General features: G+C 32.8%; 24 protein-coding genes. 5 read left to right on the top strand and 19 right to left on the bottom strand.

The window, feature by feature from the left end; genetic code table 11:
- Positions 1-70: 70 nt before the first annotated feature.
- The 15 genes from N456_RS09825 to N456_RS09755 all read right to left on the bottom strand — a co-directional run bounded on the left by N456_RS09825 (position 71) and on the right by N456_RS09755 (position 16,864).
- On the bottom strand, positions 71-307 hold the full coding sequence (locus N456_RS09825) for a hypothetical protein (RefSeq protein WP_162491424.1): 237 nt from the start codon (positions 305-307) through the stop codon (positions 71-73).
- Between the two features lie 2 nt (positions 308-309).
- A complete protein-coding gene (locus tag N456_RS09820) occupies positions 310-1,941 on the bottom strand; it encodes a hypothetical protein (RefSeq protein ID WP_148639279.1) in 1,632 nt (543 codons plus the stop codon).
- On the bottom strand, positions 1,928-5,398 hold the full coding sequence (locus N456_RS09815; protein WP_062056404.1) for a baseplate J/gp47 family protein: 3,471 nt from the start codon (positions 5,396-5,398) through the stop codon (positions 1,928-1,930). Before N456_RS09815 ends, N456_RS09820 begins: the two co-directional genes overlap by 14 nt.
- Before the next feature lie 130 nt (positions 5,399-5,528).
- A complete protein-coding gene (locus N456_RS09810; protein WP_062056402.1) occupies positions 5,529-5,930 on the bottom strand; it encodes a GPW/gp25 family protein in 402 nt (133 codons plus the stop codon).
- A gap of 2 nt (positions 5,931-5,932) precedes the next feature.
- Complete coding sequence (locus tag N456_RS09805; RefSeq protein ID WP_062056398.1) at positions 5,933-6,205, bottom strand: PAAR domain-containing protein; 273 nt, start codon at positions 6,203-6,205, stop codon at positions 5,933-5,935.
- 13 nt (positions 6,206-6,218) lie between these two features.
- On the bottom strand, positions 6,219-8,039 hold the full coding sequence (locus tag N456_RS09800; protein ID WP_062056396.1) for a phage baseplate assembly protein V: 1,821 nt from the start codon (positions 8,037-8,039) through the stop codon (positions 6,219-6,221).
- A complete protein-coding gene (locus N456_RS09795; RefSeq protein ID WP_062056394.1) occupies positions 8,040-8,738 on the bottom strand; it encodes a CIS tube protein in 699 nt (232 codons plus the stop codon).
- Positions 8,738-8,917, bottom strand: a complete 180-nt coding sequence (locus tag N456_RS09790) for a DUF5908 family protein (RefSeq protein WP_062056392.1) — start codon at positions 8,915-8,917, stop codon at positions 8,738-8,740. The genes N456_RS09795 and N456_RS09790 overlap by 1 nt, the downstream gene beginning before the upstream one ends.
- Positions 8,917-9,354 (bottom strand): phage tail protein, encoded by a 438-nt coding sequence (locus N456_RS09785; RefSeq protein ID WP_062056390.1) that lies wholly within the window; start codon positions 9,352-9,354, stop codon positions 8,917-8,919. Before N456_RS09785 ends, N456_RS09790 begins: the two co-directional genes overlap by 1 nt.
- A gap of 6 nt (positions 9,355-9,360) precedes the next feature.
- Positions 9,361-9,798, bottom strand: coding sequence for a phage tail protein (locus N456_RS09780; protein WP_062056388.1), 438 nt, complete (start codon positions 9,796-9,798; stop codon positions 9,361-9,363).
- Between the two features lie 29 nt (positions 9,799-9,827).
- The gene (locus N456_RS09775; protein ID WP_062056386.1) at positions 9,828-11,819 is read right to left on the bottom strand and encodes a phage tail sheath family protein; all 1,992 of its coding nucleotides are present in this window, start codon (positions 11,817-11,819) and stop codon (positions 9,828-9,830) included.
- 12 nt (positions 11,820-11,831) lie between these two features.
- Entirely contained in the window at positions 11,832-13,832 is a 2,001-nt protein-coding gene (locus N456_RS24860; protein WP_062056384.1) for a phage tail sheath family protein, read from the bottom strand.
- A 28-nt stretch (positions 13,833-13,860) separates the two neighbouring features.
- Positions 13,861-15,231: a phage tail sheath family protein gene (locus tag N456_RS09765; RefSeq protein WP_062056382.1), complete on the bottom strand. Its 1,371-nt coding sequence runs from the start codon at positions 15,229-15,231 to the stop codon at positions 13,861-13,863.
- Positions 15,232-15,246: 15 nt separating this feature from the next.
- A complete protein-coding gene (locus N456_RS09760) occupies positions 15,247-15,969 on the bottom strand; it encodes a Pvc16 family protein (protein WP_062056381.1) in 723 nt (240 codons plus the stop codon).
- Positions 15,970-16,510: 541 nt separating this feature from the next.
- Positions 16,511-16,864 carry a LytR/AlgR family response regulator transcription factor gene (locus N456_RS09755; RefSeq protein ID WP_062056378.1) on the bottom strand — a complete coding sequence of 118 codons (354 nt, stop codon included), beginning with the start codon at positions 16,862-16,864 and terminating at the stop codon, positions 16,511-16,513.
- Between the two features lie 916 nt (positions 16,865-17,780).
- On the opposite strand from N456_RS09755, the gene N456_RS09750 reads away from it, so the two are divergent.
- The 5 genes from N456_RS09750 to N456_RS09730 all read left to right on the top strand — a co-directional run bounded on the left by N456_RS09750 (position 17,781) and on the right by N456_RS09730 (position 22,219).
- Entirely contained in the window at positions 17,781-18,659 is an 879-nt protein-coding gene (locus tag N456_RS09750) for a DJ-1/PfpI family protein (protein WP_062056376.1), read from the top strand.
- 190 nt (positions 18,660-18,849) lie between these two features.
- Positions 18,850-19,071 carry a hypothetical protein gene (locus tag N456_RS09745; protein ID WP_148639278.1) on the top strand — a complete coding sequence of 74 codons (222 nt, stop codon included), beginning with the start codon at positions 18,850-18,852 and terminating at the stop codon, positions 19,069-19,071.
- Between the two features lie 55 nt (positions 19,072-19,126).
- The gene (locus N456_RS09740) at positions 19,127-20,281 is read left to right on the top strand and encodes a pentapeptide repeat-containing protein (protein WP_062056373.1); all 1,155 of its coding nucleotides are present in this window, start codon (positions 19,127-19,129) and stop codon (positions 20,279-20,281) included.
- 187 nt (positions 20,282-20,468) lie between these two features.
- Positions 20,469-21,605, top strand: a complete 1,137-nt coding sequence (locus N456_RS09735; protein WP_062056371.1) for a sterol desaturase family protein — start codon at positions 20,469-20,471, stop codon at positions 21,603-21,605.
- A 38-nt stretch (positions 21,606-21,643) separates the two neighbouring features.
- Positions 21,644-22,219 carry a nitroreductase family protein gene (locus N456_RS09730; protein ID WP_062056368.1) on the top strand — a complete coding sequence of 192 codons (576 nt, stop codon included), beginning with the start codon at positions 21,644-21,646 and terminating at the stop codon, positions 22,217-22,219.
- 72 nt (positions 22,220-22,291) lie between these two features.
- On the opposite strand, the gene N456_RS09725 is transcribed toward N456_RS09730, so the two are convergent.
- The 4 genes from N456_RS09725 to N456_RS09710 form a co-directional block, all read right to left on the bottom strand.
- Positions 22,292-22,729, bottom strand: a complete 438-nt coding sequence (locus N456_RS09725; RefSeq protein WP_062056366.1) for a hypothetical protein — start codon at positions 22,727-22,729, stop codon at positions 22,292-22,294.
- Between the two features lie 198 nt (positions 22,730-22,927).
- Positions 22,928-23,704 (bottom strand): TIGR03915 family putative DNA repair protein, encoded by a 777-nt coding sequence (locus tag N456_RS09720; RefSeq protein WP_062056364.1) that lies wholly within the window; start codon positions 23,702-23,704, stop codon positions 22,928-22,930.
- 11 nt (positions 23,705-23,715) lie between these two features.
- Complete coding sequence (locus tag N456_RS09715; RefSeq protein WP_062056363.1) at positions 23,716-24,978, bottom strand: putative DNA modification/repair radical SAM protein; 1,263 nt, start codon at positions 24,976-24,978, stop codon at positions 23,716-23,718.
- Positions 24,968-25,351, bottom strand: coding sequence for an endonuclease domain-containing protein (locus tag N456_RS09710; protein ID WP_062056361.1), 384 nt, complete (start codon positions 25,349-25,351; stop codon positions 24,968-24,970). The genes N456_RS09715 and N456_RS09710 overlap by 11 nt, the downstream gene beginning before the upstream one ends.
- Between the last annotated feature and the right edge of the window lie 144 nt (positions 25,352-25,495).

Genomic DNA, 25,495 nt, shown 5'->3' with positions numbered 1-25,495 from the left:
TCTTTGTTCCTTTATTATATGCCCTAGACTAAATCTTCTGGGAGTTTATCTTCATTGGTTTGATATAGCGCTATTTTTTTTGTCCGTTTTTACTATCTATAGCAGTTGCTGTTAGTATTTCTGCCGTTTCGGGTACTGGTACTGCATTTTTTGACAAGGTATTAGCATCTCCAGTATCTTGCCGATGTAGTTGCTGCTGCCCTTGTTGATGGATGGTATTGATCAGTTCATGCACTCTTATATAGGGTTGCTGCGCCAATGCATTTAATATTTGATTGACTTGTTCTGTGGTGAGTTCTAGTTGCATCATTATATTTTTTTGAATAGTTTTTTATTGATAAAAAAGATTACTACCATTCTATCACATCTATGCGCATTGGGAAAATTTACCCTCAATTTCCATTTAGTATTTTGATCATTAGGTTCTATCCAAACAGATACCTGACCGCTCCCTCCATCTTTTGGTTTAAAATGATTATATGAAAAATTACTTATTATTGCATCCCATTGTGATGGAGGGCAATCTTCAATTATTTTGTAATCATTAGAGCTATTTTGATTTAGATTATTTTCATCAACAGTATCTGTTCGTTTATACATATATTGTTTTCTAACAAAAAACGGTTCTTGATTAATACTTAAATATCCTTTAAAATCGACTCTTTTATCATCAAACCATTGAAGCGCCATGTTTTCATTAGAATTCTGGATACTCCCTAAGGCTCCACCGTTATGACCAAATAGTACGGGACCGTTTATATTTTGATTTGCAAATTGTTTATCGATTCCATTAGTCCAAGAATCTTTACCAAACCATCCAATACCATGATTTTTATCACCCCTAAAAAAAATTGTATTATTATAAATCATTTGATTCCCCTCTCCGTCAATTCGTAAAGAAGTCTTCCAATCATTTATGTCTTTATTATGATGTACAAAATAGAAGCCATTGTTAGTCCCATTGCCTCTGGCTATAAAGGAGATTCCTCCCGAATTATCATTAGAATGGTCGGCTCCAAACATTTCTATATATGGACCATTATCATCGGATTGTTTGATGTAAAATTTTTCTGCGTTATTTTTCCAGGTAAGCGCTTCACCTTCTATTTTTACATTACCCGTTACATGTAATTTTTCAGAAGGACTTGCTGTACCTATACCCACATTACCATTTCTTGTGATTTCCATTAGGGTTTTATAACCATCATTTGGCTCATGCTGAATAAAAGTAAAGCCTCCTGTAGTTTCACCGCCAGTACCTCTTGTGTTTCTTTCACCAGCTCCTGCATTAAAGCGTAATTGTCCTGGGTTTATCCAATTTCCTCCACTTTCTATACCTTGCAAGTAGATGGAAGGGTGTGTGTTTTTTTCTTCAGAAAGATGGTCTACTTGTATTTTTAAGATTTCACTGGTATGTGAGCCATATATATTTCCATTAGTTTTTATATTTCCATTGATATGCAGTTTTTCTGAAGGGTCATTAGTACCCATACCTATATGACCATTATGATCAATGAGCATTTTTGTATCCCAATTACCGTTACCACTGTTTTGGGAGAATATAATTTTTCCACTTTCTACATTAGTAGTATTCTTTTTTGGTCCAATTACAATTCCTCCAGAATTTGCAGGGTGATCATTTCCATATAATTGTATTTGTGCTTCGTTTTGTAACAGTAAAAGATTTTGTGACCCTGGAGTTTTATCACCAAATACATGACCTGTTAGTTTGATGTTTCCATCGACATGCAGTTTTTCTGATGGTGTAGGTGTTCCTATCCCGATTAGCGGGTCGCTAGTACCAGAATCTTTTACATAGACCCCATCATCTACCTGATTGATGCAGGAATCAATAAATCCTGCAAATTCTTCTTGTTTGGGACGATCTCCAGTTTTGAAAGATTCTTTTATAAGATCTCGTTCTTTTCTATCTAGTGACATAAGTTTTTGTTTTTTGTTCTACTTCTGGTATTATAAAATCGGCTTCTACAATCATAAAGCCTATTCCTATCATGACATTGCCTTCGCATTTAAAATCTCCTGCTTTGTATACACCAATACGATGTTGTTCGCTAGTGACCATAATGCTGCGTGATGTTTTGGCTATTGCCACATCCACATCTTCCAGAACAAAACCATTAGGTAAGTCTTTATAAAAAGAGAGGGCAACGATTTTATCGACATAAAAGATGCTTTTTATTATTGTTCTTATCAGGGTTTTGGTGATAGTGATTCCTTTTTTTACTTTGGATGCCAACATATGTTGTAACTCACTACTCATCTTTTTTCCGAGTTTAGTATCGGGGATATCAGTAATTCCTTTTAAGAACCTGACTTTTACTTCGATCAATGAGGTTAAAGCTTGGGTATCCTCTGCCTGAAAAGCTATTTTAATACGATCACATGCCTGCTCAGTAGTGCTGCTAGAATGGGTAGCATTATCCGAGCTAATTTCATGCTTAAAATACTCATGTATGCTAGGGTTCTGATATTGATGATACATATTAAAATCATTTACAAAATCTACATACTCCTGATCTTCAATAAATTTTAGGATAACCGATTTATGAAGCTTTCCTCCAAAAACCAGATCTGCATTTTGTTCTGTAGTATTTTCAAAAGCCCATGGAGATAAAAACTCTTGTAATTGCTGGTGTAATTTTTTACCATAAAATCCTTCATCACGACCTTTATGAAATCCTACATTAAAAGATAATTTTATGGGTTCATAAATTGGGTTTTCTATTCTCAGAAAAATAAAAGGTGTTATTCGTTCTCTCAGAAAATGATACACATCCATTCGTTTGTGCATGCTTAGTTTAGGCTGAAAAGGAAATTTTTCCTGTTTATTTCTAAGGTTAGGAATAATGGCAATCATCACATGACCAGCAACCATTTCTGTCTGGTTGTTAGTATGATTGAGACATTTTACTTTATAAAGTTCAGGAAATTCTTCTAGAACCAATCGTTCATAATCCCATATCGTAACCCCCCTGTCTTTATGACGTAATCGTTCTGATATGCGAGTATAAAACCCTTCTTCATTTTCTTTTTTGGTTCCTCCAAAAGAAGCTGCTGGTTGAGAAATTTCTGTAATCCCTTTACCTTTATTATATAATTTGGTAATGGTATTAGGTTGTATTACATGATCGTTGATCTCTGGCTGTTGCTCCAAGGCTACTGCTCCCTGAGTATATATGTTTTGAATACGGTCAATACCCATTGCTTTTTCCTGTATGCCTGCTTTTAACCAATACAATCCAGTGGGCATGATATGATGCTGATCATCACAGTCTATAGGTAAATCAAAATGCATGATCCCCGTTCTCAACAAATTTTTGGTAGTATCTTTACTGATCCTTAAGCGATCAATTACTTTCCACTCATCGCCAGACAGATAAAACCATTCTATTGCTGGGTTGATCTGACTTTGGTCTGCATCTCCACTTCCTTCGATAAACTGAAATAGTATACTAACGGTTTGTGGGGTGATTACCTCTTCTAATCCAATGTATAACTCTCCCTCATGTGTGTAATGAGGTAAAAGATAACAAGATCTCAGAGGATTGTTTAGTATGTTTGTTTTTTGACCAAAGGCAGCTACATGATAGAACTGATCTGTCTCATTGTCTGAGAAAAAGATTTCTTCGGTTTCATAATTAAGTGTTAAGCTTTCTACAACAGGAACATATGGCTGTTCTACATTTTTCTTTGTTGGGTCATTTTCTGGAAGCTGTGAGTTACGCAATACTTCTTTAGCATACACTTTATGACCAAAGGCTTGAAACTTGCTCTTGTTTGGTGCTGTAAGATGGAGTTGAAGGAAACCATAGTTGGTGTTATGATTCCATTCTTTAATGGATAGCGTATCTGTTTTTCTTTTATAGTATTCTAATTGTGGTGTTGTAAAAGAAATGCTTGTTGATGTACTAGATATATCATCGGGGAATAGATTAATCGTATTGTGGATGTTTTTCCATACTCTGTTTTCTAAAAGAGCGGTGCTTATCTTAAAACAGGTATTGCTAATATGTTCCTGATACCCTTCATAATGTTTGTCGAAACCATCAATAGGCAGATCTTTCCATTTTATATTAATAGAAGCCGTATGTAAGGGATTTTTAAATATTTCTGAATGACCGATATAAAAATTATTTCCAATCGACGGAATAGGACCAAAAGGTCTAAAGGGTTTAGAAGAATCCAGAGTGGATAGTTCATTCTGAACAATTAAAGAACGAATTCCGGTAACATTTACTTTAAGCCCTACATTTTTAATCTTTGTGTTTTTCCATGCCCCGTATCCATACGTGTTAGTGGTATGGTGATTTAAAACCATTCTGATTATAGGGTTTTTACCGTGATAAGCGCCCTTATGAATGTCTTGATTGTAATCGATGATCGCGGGATGTGTTGTTCTAAGCGTTAATTCGATGCATAGCTCTATATTACCGTCTCTTCTTTTTTTGTAAGTGTTACTGTTCTGAAGCCCGCTTTCTTCTTTCTGTGGCAGTTCAAACCATCCGTCTTCTGTAGTTAATTCGAATTTAAAAAGTTCTTTTACAGTATTAAAATTGTTAGGATAGGTACCTGCTAAAGAAAGTCGTAACGTAATATTTCGATTTCCTTCTTCTAATTTTAATATGGGAGAGGATAGTGCAAAACCAATGGAAGCGGCATCCATTGTTAGTTGATTAGGGGCTAACAATTCAGAAACGAATGTACCGTTCTTTTTTGTGTGTGTTAATTGGTGTTCTCCAAAAGTAGGGAACCCTTGTTTATCTTGTTCTGTATTGCCTGCTAGAAAAGAGCTGTAATCTTTAGAAAAGAGGCGATTACCAAATTTATCAGAATGTTGATTTAAGCCAAAATAGGATGTAACTTTAGCTTTATTGACTACCAGTTCATCTACTAGCTGAAATAAGATTTTTTTACCGTTCTTATTTTCTCCAGCATTTAGCAAGGTGCTTTTTTCCAAAAAACGTTCTTTCAGGGTTTTAGCGCAGGAAAAGAATAGGTGTGCCTTAGCTGGTTTTACTTCTTTTTTGCCAAATTGGAGTACTTCTTGATAATAAAAATCGAGATGCCGTCTGGTGAGTCCGTTGGCATGTTCGTTTAGGGCTTCCAATAATCTTAAAAAAGCAATAAATAAGGCTCTGTGTGGTTGATTAACAGGTGATTGTTTGTCAAAAAAAGAAACCCAATCTCCAAAAGGAGTGTCATTTTGGTTATAGAATTGAATGGCTTCTGCTAGTTTTTCTGCCTGAGCGATAAAATCAGCTTCATGACGTTCTTCAATTTTTACATAATTAAAATCCAGTTCTTTTCCTAAACGCTCAAACCTATTGGTTCCGGAATGGTTTAAAGGGTTTATTATTTCAGGAATACTTGTTTTCATTTTTTATGGATCTGATTAAGATTATCTGATGTAGGTCTGGTTAGTGTAAAGTTGTTTTTAAATAACTTTTTAGTCTATTTTTGATTTCTGGTGTTGATTAATGTCTAAACTCCTTTTTTTTGTTTTTTTATTATTGTGCTGCTATTGAATAAAACGGAACAACTAGATTTTGGGTTTTATTTGTTTCGATAAGTTTATAGGTAATTAGAATGTCTACTCGCCCGAGATTTGGATCTTTTTGGGCGAGAGTAATATTTTCTACTGTTATTCTTGGTTCGTTGTTTATAAGAGATTTTTTTAGTGATGAAGCCATATAGGTTTTCATATTTTCATTTAAGGGTTCAAACAATAACTCATGGATATCTGAGCCAAATTCGTCTCGTAATATTCGTTCTCCTAATTTGGTATGTAGGATTACATAAATACTACTCTCTATATCTTCTTCGCCCGTTAGCATTTCGACACCATTACTGTGTTTGTGAAATTTTGGAGGGAATGCCCATCCTGTTCCTAATACTTCGTTTTGATCCATTACTATCCTATTAATACGGTCATTGTACCAGTTAATAATACGCCTCCTTGGCTGGTTTGTTCTCCCATTGTATTTAGGGGGAGTCCATTGTGTAGTACAGTAGTTGTCCCAGGTAAAGCCATATCAGGAATAGGGGTAATCGCATCTGTAACCTGCAATGCGGGTAGACTACCGATTAGTAATGAAGTAGATCCTGGACATGCAATTGGGGCTGTTCCTCCTTGCATGGTCGGATTGGTATAGATATCTGTTACTTTTACAATTGGTTTTCCCATGCTGTTATTTTTATTAATTAATTTGTGTAATCTGTCCTTTTAGCGACGCTGTTACTTTTCCTTCTAAATCGAGTTGCGTGCCGCCTTCTAGTTTCATTGATGTATCTGCTTTGGCTTCAATTTTTAATCCTTCAAGTTCAATTCCATTTGTTCCTTTTAGCGCGATTTTTGAAGCCTCCATCTGAATGCCTTCACTGGTGATTTTGATATTATTGCTATCATCAAAAGCCATGAGTATGCTTTTTTCACTATCATTAAGTGTAAATGACTGCCCGTTTGGAGATGCAATGGTCATTTTTTCATTTTTCTGATGAATACTGATTTTCCAATCCTTATCTTTTTCATTTTTAAAATTAAAGGAAAAGCCTATTTCGGATTGTGTATCGTCATTTAGCTCATACGGAAACTTGTTTTTACTGTTAAATAATGCTCCTAGTATTACAGGAAAACGGGGATCATTATTAATAAAACCAATGACAACTTCATCATCAGGATAAGGTCTAAAAACAAAGCCTCCGTTTTTTCCTGCTGCTGTACTCATCAATCTTGCATAAATGGATTGTTTATTATCTTCATCATTGGTAGAAGGGATTTCTACTTCGATTAATTCATGTCCTTTTTCGCTTTCTTTGTACCGAAGTACTTTTCCGTATAATAAACCATCTGATGAAGGAACCAAGTTGTTTTGACCAGTAGGATTGAGATTAAACTCTTCTGCATGTGAGGTATGTGACATTCCGCATTGAAAATAGGTATACCAAGAGCCATTTCTATAGGTGTGTTTAACACCAGAAACAAAAGTGTCTCGATCCCATATAGCATTAAAACCGCTTATGGTAATAGTATCGGCTACTTCAATTTCGGTATTACCAATGGTTTTTATGGTTCCCATTATTTTTGCTAATTCTTGCCTGTTCAGCACATTTTCTGCCCATGTTTTTACTTCGTTAGCTTCTAAATCACTTCCTTGATTAAAAGAAAAATTACTTTGTATTTTGGAAGCGTCTGAGTTTGCATTCGAATTTTTGAAAGTTTCATTTTGGGCAGCTTGATCTTTAACTCCCCAATTAGCAATGGTTATATCTTGAGCTATTTTTGTTTCGTCATATTCTGCTTCATACTCAAAAATATGTTTTCCTAGAACGAGTTCATTATCGGTTGTTTCTGCAACTTTTGGATGAATAATGTGTATTTGATTTTTATGGATTTTACAAACACGAGCTGTTGCTTCTGCCCGCATGATTAGAAAATCCCAATCAGAACAGTTGTATTGTACCATGTTTTCATGGTCAAAAGCGTTGGCTTGTTGATCTTCAATTTGGATACTCAATTTATCATATTGCTCAATGATATTTTTAAGTATATCGTCATCATTTACGGGATCAATTTTTTTATGGCTACTTCTGTTTAAATTAACATCGTGATGTAAAAAACGGGTATGAGTTCCTAAAGTCATTTTATGCGTAGCATGTTTACAATCAATATATAGGAATACAGTACCATCATTATTTGCTACGATATGTTGTTTTGTGATATACCCAGTAAATACTTCGGTGGTATCATATCCCATTCCCAATTCGATGGTAATGGATTCTCCTGGAAGAAAACTAGTTTTTGAATCAGGTTTTTCTTGTTCAAAGGAAGCAGCAGGTTGTAGGGGTATTGTCTTTTCTTTCTTCTCTTTGATAGTGTCATAATAATTTAACTCTAATCGAGCTCTAGGAATTTTATTAACCCTATTAGAAACAGACAGACCTACTACCCCTTGTTGAATGGTTACTGATCCTATTGTAATCAGGTAATTAACTTTTTTTATGTGCTGGTTATTAGACATTTACTTGATGATCATTTTAGCGATTTGTTCTGCAATACGTAATGATTTAGGAAGTGCTTTTTTAGGTTGTTGTGCAACAATAGCCATGTAGCTTCCATATTTTAATAAAGCATTGATGGCGTGTTTCTGTTTAGCATAGTCAATTACTTTAGGAGGCTTGACTTTTTTTGAAAATAGACTTTTCTCCTTTTTTTTTTCAAATTCAACTTCTCCTCCAGAGAAGGTGCAAGCTGCAGTTGCTCGTATTGGGTTTCCTATGGCATCAAAATGAGAATAGGAAATATCTAGGGCGCTTAAAACTCCTTTAAAGTGCATTTTTCCCCAAACCAATTCGAGTTTCTTCTCTTCTTCTTTATCATTTTCCTTTTTTTGTTTATCACCCATAAAAGCAACTGCCATAAATTGCTCAATTTGGTCTAATACACTTTTATTACCTATTAATGGAATTTTGCCAAGAGAGCCAGTGTTGTCAAAAAGTAATTGAATGTTCATCGTTTGTTTTTTAACTTTATTAAACCGATAGGTTGAGGAAGTATCTCCTATGAATTGGTCATTGGCATGACAGGCACCATAGGAGATTTTATAAGATTCTGGGTTTACTAAAACTGTATAAATTTTCTTATTATCGCTATTATTATTGATGATCTGCATATGATTGATCACCCCTATAATTCCTGCTATGTTTTGTATATCAGCCATTATCTTTCTTTTTGTTCTTTTAAAATGCGCAATACTTCTTTTATAGTCTCATCGATAATTAGTTCTTTATTAGCAATCTCATCACAACAACCTGAGCTATTATTCGATTCTTTTGTACTCGATGATTGATCTGTTCCTATATGTAGTTTTATATGTAACTCTTTGATTTCTATAGCCATTAGATAAGGATAAAACTTTGATACGAAAAAGAAACCGATTCTACCATGATTTTGGAGGTGCTTGCCTCTAGATCTCCTGGGCTCCAGCTTTTAGGGATTGCATGAAATATTAACCAGTTTTTTATTGGCAATCCTTGATTATCCAACAATGAAACTAGGATATTAGCTGGCATTGTCTGCATGGTGTTATGCGTTGCTTCGCACCATAGGTATAATCCCTGATCTTTTGTAAATCCTCTTGATAACGTTAGGTTATTGTAAGAGCCTCTATTGGTTAAATTATGTGAGTAGCCCGAAATACCACCTTCTGCATGAGTTTCACTTTCATAAGAAAATCCTAAACCATTGACAGACTGAAAACCTGCATCAAAACGGAATAGTGGAGACAGGAAATATACGCCAAAACGATGTGCCGAATATGGAAATTGCTGTGGCATGATATATTAAATATATTGTGTGATCATTCCACCCACTTCAAAGGTGAAATCTTCTACCATGGCTGCACTTGTAGCTGCATTTAGACTAACGCCACTAATCTTTGATGGCCATGCTTCGGGAAATGTCCAAGTCATTGCAGGTTGTCCTTGCTCATCTAACAGGGTAACAATAATGGTTCTTTTGGCGGTAGGATCTGTACGTACTGCATTTGCCCAATCAAAGAAGGTGGTGTCGTTTTTGAAAGCTCCTTTCTTGAAGGTAAGTTGACTAAACTTTTGCCTTCCTGGACTTGTTGCAGGAGCTCCACTATCTGGAACATTTCCTGTAATATAAGTTATTACTTCTACTTCGTTTGAAGGGATGGTTACTTCCTGAACAGCTATGTCATTAGGTTCTCCTATATTTAGTAAAAAACGGTGTGTAGAATTGATGTATTGACTCATGGTTTTATATTATTTAAGATTAATTTTGATTATTGATTATTAAAGTGTTGTTCAACGTTGATAATGATAAATTCTGCTGGTCTGACTACTGCCATACCTATTTGTACGTTTATTTTTCCTTCGGATATTTCTTTAGTGCTTGTTGTAATATCTTTACCAATACGAACAAAAAAAGCTTCGTCTATCGTAGCGCCCATTAAAGCTCCTGCTTTCCATTGATCTGCCAAGAAGCTACTAATCATGGCACTTATTTTTACCCATGTTTTGGAGTTATTGGGTTCGAAGACAAAATTGGTCATCGATTTTTTGATTGATTTTTCGGCAAAGCTGAAAAAACGTCTTACAGATATGTAGCGCCATTCGTTGTCTCTGCCTCCTAATGTTCGGGCTCCCCAAACTAATGTTCCTTTTCCTGCAAAGGTTCTGATTGCATTAATGGATTTACCTGTAGAATCTACATTTAGTCTTTCTTGAGTACTGTCTGAAATTCCTTTTAAGGGTTTTTCAATGCCTTGTATTGTGATATTAGCAGGGGATTTCCATACACCTCTTTCTCTATCGTTCTTACAATAAATCCCTGCTATTGCCCCTTGAGAAGGGATTGTTTTCATGTAGTTTTGGATAGCATTTTTTATATTCATATAATCAGGAAAAGAAGAAAATAAACGTTTTTCCAGTATTTTCTTTTCGTGATTGAGTGCAGCTATAAGATTTGTAATAGCCGAGATAAGTATATTTGTGTCCACATATATTCCTGCGTTGAAATCTGCTAATAGTTCAGCTCTTGTTTTTTGACCACCATTTTGTTTGGTTAAAATGATTGCGGTTAAATAGTTTTGAGCATTTTCAATATCTGTGCTTGAGAGTGTATCACCATCAAAGTTAAACCAGCTTATATCTGTTGGATATGTCCATGTTGCATTAACATAATTACTAGAACTAGTTAGGGAAACAGGACTTACTTTTAGAATTTTTATAAACTTATAGAGGCGTTGAATTTGTTCTATAAAAGTTGGATTATTTTTTAAAATGGCTGATTCGGTTATAAAAACATCTGATCGGGAGAGCCCCCCTGAAGCATCTTCTACTATGTTTATGCGCTTATTAATCGCAAAGAAATAGTTGAGTATGTTTGTTAGTTTTGTTTTTCTCTGAGCAGGACTTGTTGCAGTATTGAAAGCATCATTTCTGGTTTGGATTTCTTTGGTAATAGCTTGTAAGGAGATTCCTTCTGTAAACTCAGCATTTAGTAGCGTTAAGTCTGAATTAATTTTGTTGATTTCTTCATAAACGGCAAAGGAATCATCAGTTCCTAAGACTGGGGAGTATCCATAAATGCGATCAAATTTAACGACTGATTCTTTTGCATTTTTTAGCCAAGGATAATATACCGAAGCATATTTTAAATTGCTTGAGTCTGGGGTAATAAGATTTCTTATGTCGTCTGCTAGGCTATTTGGTTGGTGAAAATCAAGAATAGCAAATTTATCTTTATCACTACCACATGTATTGATGAGTTGATTGACGACAGTTTTGTAAATAGTGGTTTCTTCTAAACTTGCTAAAGCTCCATTACTATCTTTAAATTGGTAATGTAAATCCGGGATGAGGACTAGTGTTACTTCATCTAGTGTATCAATTAAGCTGATTGCATTAAGAAAAAAGTCTTTAAAATCGGTAGAAGGTGTTACAGAGCTGTAGGTGTCTGTAAGCGCGCTTTTAATATAGCAGGAACCACCACCGTTTTTAAAATAAAGACTTAATGTGTCATATAAAAAGAAGCGTTTATCTGGTATAGCATTCATTTTATTAGTAGAGGCATTTACCTTTACTGTAAAATTAGGTTCATATGCTTTGCCAAAATGATTTTCAAATTCTAATAAGTTGTTAATTCTTATAGGATTAGACTGTGTACGTTCTGTATACCCAATAAAAAGAGGTACCGCTGTTGCTACGTCTGCGATAGAGGAAGGAAGTGTCTTTTTTTCGGTGATATAAACACCTAGTGTTTTTGTAATCATTATGCTTTAATTTTATTGTTCATTAAATAGATGAATGAATTGAATAGTGATAAACTCTGCGGGTCTGGTAACAGCCATTCCTATTTGGATATTTACTTTTCCTTCTAAAATTTCTTTTGGGCTAGTTATCTCTTCACCTATTTTGATAAAAAAGGCTTCTTTCATCGTGGCACCAGTAAGAGCTCCTGCGTCCCATTGTACTACTAAAAAACTATAGATGATCGCTTTAATTTTTACCCATGTTCTGGTGTCATTAGGCTCGAACACGAAATCGCGGATAGCATTTTTAATAGATTTTTCAGCAAAATTAAAAAAACGTCTTACTGCTATATATCTCCACTCATTGTCATTTCCTGCTAGTGTTCTTGCTCCCCATATTAGGGAACCTCTTCCTGTAAACCTTCTGATAACATTAATGGATTTACCTGTATTAATGTCAACATTTAACTCATCTTGGATACTATTTGATATCTCTATTAGTGGTTTTTCAATGCCTTGTATTGTGATATTAGCAGGAGATTTCCATACACCTCTTTCTCTATCATTCTTGCAATAGATTCCTGCAATTGCTCCTTGAGAAGGGATTTTTTTCATATGCTCCTCTATGATCTTTTTTATATTAACATATATAGGATCGGTAGCAAAAAGTTCTTTTTCTATTTGTTCTTTTTGATAGAATACTAATTCTCTTAGCCCCTCTACAGCTGATAGAAAAACATTTAGGTCTACCCATTTCCCAGAATCTAAATCATTGATTATTTCTGAAGGGGTTTTTGACCCAACTGTATAATCAGATAATAAATTAGTGTCAACTTCTACGTTTTCATGTAATGAGTATTTATTTGTGTTTGGAGGATTGTTAAACCACTGATTTGACCAAGGGTTATAAGGACCAGGCCAACCATAAAGAGGATCTATCTTAGATGTATTCATGCCTTTAAACCTGTATAGTTTTTGAACGGTTTTAACAAAATACTCATTAGAACGAAGGTCTAATATATACTTCTTTACTATTGGGTTTTTAAGAAGTCTGCCATAGTTAGAAGGATACTGATTACCTGGGTGCGCAGGATGTGCAGGATTAGTTATAATATCAAATCGTGTAATTATGTAATAAAAGAATACAAAAATTCTGGAAAAATTGATTTTATCATTTGGGGTATTGGTAGTAGATATTTTATTTATAAGCTTTTTGTACTCTTCTTTATCGAATCTATCAAATTTAGGATCTACCCCAAATAATTTAGAGAGTGTATCTACGTCATATAAAATATCTTTTGCCTCTTGTTCAATTGCAGAGCCAGAATTAATATCATCGAGTGATAAGCTGTTTAATTTTACTTGATATGTATTTGCATTTTTTAACCAAGGATAGTATACTGCTGCATGTTTTAAATTAGTTAGATGTGGAGTAATTAAACCTCTTATATGATTTGGTAGACTATCCGATTGATGAAAATCTATAATCGCAAATTTATCCTGAAGATTACCGCATTTATTAATCAGTTTTTCAAGGATATTTTTGTAAAGAGAAAACTCATTTAAACTAACTAACACATTATTTACATCTTTAAATTGAAAGTGTAAATCTGGAATAAGTATTAATGTGACTTCATCTAAGACATCTATTAGGTTGATTGCTGTAGTAAAAATTGAATTAAAATCGGTAGTAGAAGTTACGGTATCGTAAGTCTCTATTGATGCGCTTTTTATGTAACAAGAACCTCCACCATTTTTGAAATAAAGAATGATACTGTCATACAAGAAAAAACGCTTATCAGGAATAACATCTTTTACTTGATTATTTGTTGTATCAATATTGATAGTAAACTTTGGAAGATAAGCTCCACCAAATATATTTTCAAATTCAGCTAAACTATTGATTTTTATTGGTTCAGAATGAGCATGTTCTGTAAAACCAATAAAAAGAGGAACAGCGGTCGCTACCGAATTTACAGCAGTAGCGACTGTTCTTTTTTCTTTTATATAAACACCTGGAGTTTTGATTAGCATTATCTATATTCTAAGTTTCAAAAAAAAATTATAGTTCTTGCATCTTATGAGAAAAGGAAAGGATTATGAACTCTGCTGGACGTACTGCGGCAAGTCCTATCTGAATAATCATTTGTCCATCTAAAATGTTTTGTTGTGTCATGGTTGTACCTAAACCAACTCTAACGAAATAAGCTTCTTTGGCAGAGGCACCCATTAATGCACCTTGTTTCCATAATTCATTTAAATAAGCACTAATCATGGCATTTACTTTTACCCATGTTTTGGTATCGTTGTTTTCGAAGACAAATTGGGCAGTAGCTTTTTTGATAGATTCTTCTACGGTCATAAACAACCTTCGTACAGAAATATAACGCCATTCATTGCTATTTCCATCTAGAGTTCTTGCTCCCCAAACAATTGTTCCTTTTCCTGTAAATTGGCGAATGGCGTTGATAGATTTTCCTGTAGCATCTACATTTAATTTTTGTTGGGTGGCATCAGAAATAGCTTTTTTGGGTTTGATTACTCCTTGTAAAGAAATATTGGCAGGTGCTTTCCAAAACCCGTATTCTCTGTCGTTTTTAGCATATACACCGGCTATTAATGAGGAAGGGGGGATGTACATTTTCTTTTCTTTATGAATGGCTAAAATTGCTTTTTCATAATTAGTATCTCTGTCTGTTTTGAGTTTTTTTAAGGTATCAGTTCCTACCACAGATTTCTCTTCATTTATGGTAAAATCGATGCTTACAGCAAGACTTGGGTAATAGACTGCTCCATAAGATAGGTATTCGGTTCCTAATGCAGTTCTGAAAGCTTCTGCTCCAAGAGCATTTGATGCTGGATTGAAATTCAGTAAATCAGATTCGTATGATTGATCTATTAAGGCAAATTTATCTTTGGTATTGTGACTTGTTTTTAAAGCTTCAACGGCAATTTCTCCATATTTTTGGGTGTTAAACTTTACAGCTTCTGGAAAAGCAATTAAAGTAGGTTCATCCAATGTCTCAATGATAGGCATGGCATTGATGAAATCGGCCTTTGTTATGTTACTTTCGTTTTTTAAAATGCCAGTAGTGGTATCAACAGGAAAGTTTCCTACTGGTAGAATATAGCATACTCTTCCTCCATTTAAAAAATATAATTGAATGGATTCATATAATATATAATCAAGTGTTTTAGTATAAGATGAGTCAACCTCAAGGGAAGAATTGAGTTTAAAATCATGAGGGAAGGAACCTCCAAATTCATTTTCATATTCTTTTAGAGAGGTTATTCTAACAGCTTCTTTAAGTGTTCCTTTTTTTGTATATCCTATAAAAACAGGAACAGCAGTTGATATTTGGGCGATAGACGGTGCAAGTAGCGATTCTTCTACTACTTTGACTCCGGGTGTATTAGGATATTGTACTGGCATGATGTATTGATTTTTTTACTTGTTTTTATTTTTTTTATGTTGGATTTGATTGGTGTCATGAACTACTTTTCCATAATCTTGGCTATTCGTGTCTGTATTAAATATGGTACTGCCATCTGGGTGAAGATCAGGGCTCGAAATTTTTGGGGGAATCTGTATTTTTGATGTCAGAGGTATTTTAAGATCGGGATCACTTTCAATTTCCATCATTTTGATCTGATACATGGCATAGGGTTTTTGCTCACCTCCTAGGTTTGACCACATATTGTTAGAGTCTTCTAAACTAATGTTATGATAATTGATTTCGAGAGTACATATATTGGGTTGTGAGGTTGGCGAAATATTAACTTCTTGATAGGGGGTGCTTGTAAAATACCGCAATACATGGGTTGCCAAGGATATCGAATTTAAGTAACCTGATTGTCCTTCTTTTGGGTTAAAGGCAAACAATACATAAAAATTGATGCGCATTGTTGGGATCCCTCCCATAGGATGTACAGTATTAGGTGTATTAAAAACGCTTGTTGATGGAAAAGGGGTAAGGTGATTTTTGTAAACCTTGTCCTCTTCTATATTAATTAAAGCTACTTTAATCCCTGGGTTGTTTGCCTGAGGATCATTTGATTTTTGGATGTTAACAATTTCTGCTTGATGGTTAGTATCTGTGGCATTTGGATACTTACTATCTAGGTAAATATTTAGATCCTCAATGATTTTTTTTAGTGCCTTAGCGATCATTTTTTATATTTAAGTAATTATCACTATTTTGAAATTATACTGTTTAATTTGGTTTAGCTCTTAATTTTTGCATCAGTCGATTCAATCTGTTGTCTAGCCCTTTTTTAATAAGTAACTATGATGAAATACATTGATAGGATACCATGTAAATTGATTTTTAAATAATATTATAAATAAGCCTGAGCATGAATAGTTGATATTTTAATTTGATACCATTCATTAGAATTTATAAATTATCAACTACAAGGTACTGTCGGGATTAGATACTGGGATAGGTTTTTTTCTGAAAACACGGTTTCTTCTTCTGAAATGATCTTTTTGATTTCTAAAGGTTAAGCAGGGTAATTGTTTGAAGGTATGATTTGGGGTCATTAGGTTTTTTTATGTATTGAAAATAGAAATTATTTTAGCCGATGTTAATTGCTACTACTGATCGGTGTAAAAAGTTGTAGTTTTAACATGTCTAAGGAGTCCCTTGTCCTGATGAGCTAGCTTGTTTACTACCATTATACCTATGGTTGGATTTGTCATATAAAGACGTTTAGAACATTTCTTTCACAACTCTATAGAATTCTTCTCTTTTGTTTTTTGCTATAGGAATAGTTTTATTGTTTTCCATAATTAAATGGTATCCATCTTTTTTAGAGAATTCTTTGATTTGATCAAGATTGACCAAATATGAACGATGAGGTTTATAAAATAAAGGAATGGAATTTAATTGAGAAACAAAATACGTTAAGGGTTTACAAATAATTTCGACCCTATCGTTTTTTAAGTATACCTTGGTGTACATGCCGTCAGCAGCAAAGAATAATACCTTATTATGATGAATGAAGATAATACCTTTAGGGATTTCTAAAGCTAATTTATTAAGAGTAAAATGAGATAATTCCAATTTTTATTTTTATTATAATATCCAAATATTCCTTTTTTAATAAGCTGTAACATTATAGAAATGAGATAAGCTATATATACCGATTTATTATATAGTAGAGTATGGTTTTCAGGAAATGTTACCCTTAGTTTTAGAAAAAGTATGGAGTACTGATAGATAGCTATTTAATAAGATATATCTGTAAGATTGATTTCACTATCAAAAGTATAGAAAATCTCTTTAGTGGTGTTGTTGGTGTATGTGCTGAGACTATAGTTTGCCATAAGAGAAAGAGGATTATTATATAGGGATTCTTTATATGGTACTTTTGAAAACACTAACTTTTTGATGAATTGAGAAAGAGTTTTTTGAGTTTATATTTTATTAAATTCTAAAGGATCTCTAAAGAAATATGTTATTTCGAAATCAAATATATGGTTGGTGTGAATATCATAATAGTTAAAATAGGTTTCCAGATTATTTTGATGGTTTAGTTTTAAGAAAGTCTCTTAGGTTTTCTGATGGGGTAATGTTGTTAAAATTTGTATGATGATTGTTAAACGATAAGCATTAGATAGCTATAATTAACTTATGTTTAGCTTATAAGCATACAACTATTTGGATATATAATCGATAATAGTATTCTCTCTAAGATAATTCTCTGTTCCCGCTGCGCTACCGAATCTAATACAACAAGAAGAGGTGATAAATGTAAAATCAAAAAAAATAATAAATATAAAAATTTTTACTACAGAAGTTACTGAATTTAACGACTACCTTAATCAAATACTAGTATTACGTTAACTATCACTTCGGCTTATATTTTCAAAAAATATTTTAGTAGATTTGTGTCCTCAAAAAATTCTTTAAACTAATTTTTTTCTCCTAGAGAGAAACTGTCCTCATTATATAATATTTTCAAAGATTATAGTAAATCATGAAAAAACTACTATTGAGTATCTTAATTATTTCGCTAACCTCTTGTGTAACTAAAAATACTTCAGAACCTATTTCTAAATCAAAAAATATGGGAAGTAAGGTGTTACTGGATAGTATTCCTGAGATTACAGAAGAGAATCATGATATGCTAATGGATATGCTTTTTGGTAAACCAAAACATATTATAAAAAACATTGGTATTTTGGTGTATGATGGCACTAATTCTTTAGACGTGATGGGTCCTAGACATATTTTAGGGCAAATTTTATCTGCTAAGACACAGTTTATAGGTATGAAACCAGGTACTTTTATAACTACTGACAGAGTAGAAATAACCGTTGATGCTGTTATAGATTCTGTTAATCAGTTAGATATACTGATAATCCCAGGAGGTTTTCAGGGGACTGTAAAAAACGTGTATGATGATAAGCTACATAATTGGATAAGAAAAATTGATAAAACAACGGTATATACAGCAAGTGTATGCACAGGTGCTTGGGTACTGGGAGCTACTGGATTGTTAAAAAATAAAAAAGCAACTACTCATTGGTATAAGGCAGAAGAAATGTTAGAAAAATATGGAGCAGAATATGTCAATAAACGATATGTAAAAGATGGTAAATATTGGACCTCTGCCGGAGTAACAGCAGGTATGGATATGTCTTTGGCTATAATTAATGATATTCTGGGAGAGAATTATACCGAAGGTGTAATGTTAGATATGGAGTATGACCCGCAACCACCTATAGAAGGAGGAACACCAGATAAGACAAGCTTAATGATGCATTACATGATGAAATCTATGTATGACTCTGGTCTAGAACCATTAGTTGATAGTCTAGAGCTAGCTAAGAAAAAGAAAGAAGAACTTTTGTAGTATATCCTATTATCAAGCATTGAATTTATTGCAAAATAAAAACCAATTATTTTTTTAAATATCCTAAAAACGAAAAAAAGCGCTTTTAATCGGATATTTATGTTTTTAAAAAGTTGTTTTTGTGTTTTTTAAAACGTAGAATTCTATTTTTAGTAACTAATTATTAGAGAGTTACTTAAAAATGTTTTTAATGAAAAAAGATGTAGATATTTCTGATGTAAAGTTGATTATACGTAATTTGATTTCGTTTATTGTAGTAGAAGGGAAAGAATATGTAAGTGATCAGCAAAAAAAAGCATATGTTTCTGGATATGTACAACTTTTGATAAAAACAATCCATCTTGTTGATGACAAAGATGACACTTCATTAATAGAAGATATAGCGGATGATATTTCTACTTATTTAGAATAAAAGTTTGCTGTAAAAAACACTTTGTTTTTTAAGTAATAAATAACTTTTATATCTTATGCGTTCAAACCTCCAAATCTACAAGGCAGTGAACGAGCAAGATTATATTGAACAATTAAAGAGTGAAAATAAGCTACTTCAGGACAAGCTTGATAAAATCAATAAAGCAAAACAAAAGAAAAGAAAATTTAGGCGGTGGCTTATAAAAAAATCCAGTACTCCTATTTTTGGAAATCGACTTAAAAAAAGTATTAGTAATGCTATTACAGAGTATAAAGATTCTAAAGCAGTTTCTGTAGATACCGTTTCAGATGTATCTTCTAGTGTAATTTGGCGAATTACCAGAGTTGGATTATTTGCATTTTTATTCGCAATAGTTCCCTCGTTGGTATTGATTTTTCAAACTAAATTATTGATGAATCAAAATAAGTTAATCAATAACCAAACAAGTCTTATAGAAGCTGATCGTAGATCATCATTAGTATTTGTATTAAGTGATGTTCTAGCAGATTTAAATGAAGAATTAAAATATAAAGGTTCTGGAAGTCGTAATATCAGTAAAACGTTAGAATCTAGGATTGTAAGTCTGTGTATGGCAATGAAACCGTATCGATATATCGATAATGGAGAATTAATAAAAGATCCTATCAGTCCAGAACGAGGACAATTATTATTTACTCTTTTAAAAAGTGATTTAGGATTAGAATCCTCGCAAGATATTTTAAACTCAGCAGAATTTAAGTATACAAATCTTAGAAAAGTTAATCTAGGAAGAGGAGTGAACCTAAAATATGCGAGACTAGATTATTCTAACTTTACAGAGGTTCAGATGCCTGCGGCAAATTTAGAAAGTAGTGATCTTAAAGAGGTAAATATGAGTAGAGTAAACTTGTCTGATGCTAACCTAAAGAGGGCTAGATTACATAATGCTAATCTAAAACATGCAGAACTACTAAGTGTAAATCTTACGAATGCTAATTTGTTTGGAGTAGATCTTACTGGTGCTGACCTCTCTGAGGCTATATTATGGGGCGCCAAATTAGAAAACGCAAATCTAACAGACGTGATATTAGATAATGTGGTAGTCGATAGGCAAGATTGGATTACGTATGTCTCAGATTCGTTAGATCTTAAAGGTTCAGGAGCATTAGAAAATAAATATAGAGTAAAAAAACAAGGAAAAAAACAGTTCATGTTAGTACCTAGAAAATAAATCCCTTATTTATTAAATAGAATAGAAAAAATACGGGGTAAAAATGAAATCAGAACTCAAAATGGAAAATTAACAGATCATTGTATGTCAATTAAATCTATAAATTTGGAGAAACTCATAATAAAAAAACAAAGGCTAGCTTACTTTTAATTCCTAGATTGACCTATTAAGAAATTATAATTTATTTATGAATCAAAATAAACGTTTAAAAATAGGAGAAGGAAAGATAAGTGGCTACCTAGCTATTTTTCTGGCAATCATTTGTCTTGGAGCAACTATCTGCGCTTATTTTCCTAATTACCTTACAACGAATGAATTTAGAGAATTATATAAACCCGATGTTGTTAAATGGGTATTTCTAAGTGTACTTGTAGTATCATTTTTATTTAGTCTTACTAGTTTTTTATTGAGTAAGAAAACAAAATTAGGTTTTTTTGCAATCCTTATTTTGGCTAGTGCCATTTTTTTAGGATCTGGATTGCCCGAGGTTACAGCAATAGAATCAAAATCATTTACAATAGGTTTAGATTGGTTACTACTTGATATCCTTGTTTCTGCACTAATTTTTATTCCTATTGAATTGTTTTTACCCAAAAGATTAGATCAAACTAAGTTTCATCCAGAGTGGAGAACTGATCTAGTATATTTTATAGTAGGTCATTTATTAATTCAGGTTACAGGTGTTTTAGTACAATTACCAGCTGTTATGGCATTTTCTGGACTCGGACTATCAGGGATCCATGAATGGGTTCAAGGACTTTGGTTTTTACCACAATTACTATTAGCACTTTTTGTATCAGACTTGTTCCAATGGTCAGGTCATTATATTTTTCATAAGATACCATTTTTATGGAGATTTCATTCTGTACATCACTCTACTAAAGATATAGATTGGTTGGCTGGTTCTCGAACGCATTTTTTAGATCTTATCATGGTAAGAGCTGTTACATTTATACCTCTTTATATATGCGGATTTAGTTCGTCTGTTTTTACTACATATATAGTAATAGCTGCGATTCAAGCTGTTTTAGCTCATGCCAATACAAGGATTAATTTTGGATTATTGCGATATGTAATTGTGACACCACAATACCATCATTGGCATCACTCAGATGATCCAAAAGCATATGATAAAAATTTTGCAATTCACTTTCCTTTTATTGATATGATTTTTGGGACGTACTATCCAATGGGAAAAGAATGGCCAGAAGGGACTGGATTAGGAGATGTTCAATTTCCAAAAGGGTTTGTAAAACAATTTATCTTTCCTTTTTACAAAAAACCAGATAATACTAATAACATAGAGAATCCAAGTGAACGTTAAATAATTAGACCAATTTAATTTTGCAAAAATAACTTACTATGATTAAAGAAGATATAAACGAAATAATCAAGAATAGGCGATCTATTTTTCCAACACAATATACAACAAAAGAAGTTTCTGATGCTTTTATTAAAATACTACTAGAAAATGCAAATTGGGCACCTACGCATAAGCTTACACAACCTTGGCGTTTTAAGGTTGTACAAGGAGAAGCCAAGGATAGGTTAGGGGTATTTTTATCAGATACATATACAGATATTACTTCTGATGATAACTTTTCTCCATTTAAACATAAAAAGATTAATAGTAATTGTAAATCTGCCAGTGCAATAATTGCGATATGTATGCAGCGAGATCCAAAAGAACGTATTCCTGAGTGGGAAGAAATTGCAGCAGTTGCAATGGCGGTTCAAAACATGTGGTTAACATGCACAGCTAATGATATAGGGAGCTATTGGAGTAGTCCTAAGCTAATTGAATATGTGGATGGTTTTTTTAATTTTGAAGAAGGAGAACGTTGTTTAGGTTTTTTTTATTTAGGAAATTACGATAAGAGTGCTATAAATGTCTCTAAACGAGAGCCGATAGAGAATAAGGTGCAATGGATGAAATAAAAAACCACCCATTTTTGGGTGGTTTTTTGTAAGCCAAAAGACTTACGATATTTTGAAATAGAAAAGAGACTATTACTGAGCCATTTTCTGAGCAAGTTCTTGCATTTTCTTAGAACTAGCAGTCATGTAATCAGACCATTTTTTAGCATCATCACCAGTTAATTTTCCAGCAATATCCTGAGCTTTAGTAGCTAATTCTTGTCCTTTTTGAGAAAGACCAGCAAAAGCAGTCATATCTTTACTTTCTACGATTTTTGTATACTCAGCGATATACTCTTCGTATGAATTAACGTATTCCTGTACTGCAGGATCGCTAAAATTAGGAACGCCATCTACAGCGCTTTCTACTTTTTCTGCAATTTCTTCAACAGCTTTTGTTGTTGTTTCTGCCGTTTCTTCAATAGCTTCTCCTGCAGCATCAGCAGCATCGTTTGCTTTATTTGCACTGTCTTTACAAGAGATTACTGATAAAAACGCTAGAGCCACAGCTCCTAAAAAAAATTTTTTCATAATAAATAGATATAGTTAATTTTGGTTATTTAACGCCAAATCTAATACTTTATTTCGTCTATAGAAAATTTAAAATGGGTAAAAAGTACACACTTGATTTAATTGCCAATACAACCCCTAAAAAGAAAAGGTTATAAATGATAGCATTTACAGATATCGTCTACTATAAGTATTTTATACCTTAGGGTGGATGAGGTATTATACTATATTATTTTTTTCGGTTAAGTATTTCCAATACCGTTTAGGTAAATGTTGTTTATGTAGTTTATTGTTTTTACGAGATGGTATTGTTACATTACTATAATATATATTCCATAAATTTTGGAACTCTTTTTCAGTATGAGAAAGTAACTCTGATGGTATTTTAGATTTTTTTCTGGAAAAAAAATTAATATCTACTATTTCTACAGTTTTAAGGTTATAATAGATACCATAGCCTCTTTTAATATCATAGATTATCCATTTTTGATCAGCATAACGATCTTTAAAGTGAGGCATTATAAGAGGTAAAACATTAAAATCTGGTTCGATAGTAGCAGTATATATTGTATCACTGGTTAATTGAAAACGGACAAATGCTTCCATTCGATGCTTTTCTCGACCTACCATTTTAGCAACTTGACTAATTGTTAAAATGTCTTTAGTACTAAAATCAGTAGTTGTATTAGTGGTTCTAGAAAAAATGATACGAGTATAATTCAAGAGTGTATTTTCTACTCCTTTGATTTCACTTAAAAAAACTTTAAAGAAATTTTGTTGTTCATGATAAGTTGTTTTTAATTTAAAACCTTTCCAGACTCTATGTGCTTTGTTTTTTTCGGTAACAACCTTCTCTGATATTGTAAATAGTTGATTATTAGACTCGTATTCTTTTCTGATAATAGGAGTTGTTATTTTTTCATCATATGTCATAAAAATACAGCATAAAAATCCATCAAAACTTCCATCATATACTAGTATTGTTTGTGGATTCATGTGTTTTATATTTAGGAGAAGAGACTTAATTGTTGATTAAAAAACTTTTGATATTTACTTGTAGAAGTTTTCAAAATCTTGCTTTTTAATTGATAGGGAGTAAGGTCACTTTTATGAAAATTTCTAGAGTTACAGGTTATAAAATATTGCGCTCTGTTTAATGCTATACCAATAGCCTTAAGGTGCGTCCAATCTAGTTTTCTAAATGTCCTTGCTTGCAGGATTTTTGATACAGATTGCATCCCAATACCAGGGATTCTTGCAAGCATTCTCTTGTCAGCTCTATTGATATCTATAGGAAAAAGATCTAGATTGCGTAGTGCCCAACTTAGTTTCGGATCAATATCTAAATCTAAATTTTTATGAGAATCATTTAATATTTCGTTGACAGAAAATCCATAAAACCTAAGTAACCAATCTGTTTGATACAATCGATTTTCTCGTAGAATAGGTACTTCTGTTCCTAGAGCAGGTAATCTATTGTCTTCTAGTACAGGTATATATCCTGAGTAATACACTCTACGCATGTTAAACTTCTTATAATAATAGGTGGCAGAGTACATGATATCGCGATCACTTTCTCCTGTTGCTCCTATGATCATCTGGGTACTCTGACCTGCGGGAGCATACTTAGGAGTATTTTTAATAATTTTCGATTCTTTTTTATATTGGATGATTTCGTTTTTTACTTTTTCCATTGGTTTGATAAAATCTTCATGCTTTTTATCAGGTGCCAAAAGTTTTAATCCAGATTTGGTGGGGATTTCGATATTAACACTTAGTCGGTCAGCATATAATCCAGCTTCGCGCATTAATTCATTACTAGCTCCAGGGATGGATTTTAGATGAATATAGCCATTAAAGTTTTCTTCTAAACGGAGTTTTTTTGCTACGGCGATCAAGCGTTCCATCGTAAAGTCCGAATTTTTGAAAATTCCTGAGCTTAAGAATAACCCTTCTATATAGTTTCTTCTATAAAAATTGATAGTTAAATCTACTACTTCTTGAATTTTAAAAGCAGCTCTTTTAATATCATTACTTTTTCTGGTTACACAATATGCACAATCATAAATGCAATGATTGGTAAGTAAAATTTTTAATAAAGATACACAGCGTCCATCTTCTGTATAACTGTGGCAAATTCCAAATCCAGTATTGTTTCCTAGTCCTTTTTTGGTATTATTTCTTTTACCTCCACTACTAGAACAGGATACATCATATTTTGCAGCATCTGCAAGAATCGAGAGTTTTTTTTGGATCTTATCAAACGGCATAAATAGACTCTGTAGTAGTTTTTATCTGATTTTTTACAGTTCTTGTTACTTCTTCTATATCGGTTAAAATCTGATAATCTGTGAATCTAAGAACTGTAATTCCTAATGAAGCAATAAATAATTTTTTTGTGGCGTCTAGATTATGAATGTCCGAAAACTCATGAGCATACCCATCGATTTCTATAGCTATTTTAGCATTAGAACAATAAAAATCAAAACTATAATTTCTAATAGTTTGATTTCTGAGAAAATGAAACCCTTTTTCAAGAAGTTTTAGATGAAGTTTATCAATAGCTGTAATAGAATTATCTAACGAGTGCCTTATAACTTTTTCTGATACTTTTTGATATAATGGTATAGGTTGAGAATTCATAATAAATAAGTTTTAGTTGTAATTTTTCCAAATTTATGGAATTTTTCCATAAAAAATAAAATAAAAATATGTTAAAATTGGAAATATTCCAGAATCTTGTATATTTGTCATTACTTATCCTATATATTGCTTATGTTTTTATGT

It is taken from the genome of Aquimarina longa SW024, assembly GCF_001401755.1.
GTDB lineage: Bacteria > Bacteroidota > Bacteroidia > Flavobacteriales > Flavobacteriaceae > Aquimarina > Aquimarina longa.
Note: the sequence above shows the minus strand (reverse complement) of the source record. Positions and strands in the feature narration are given on the sequence as shown.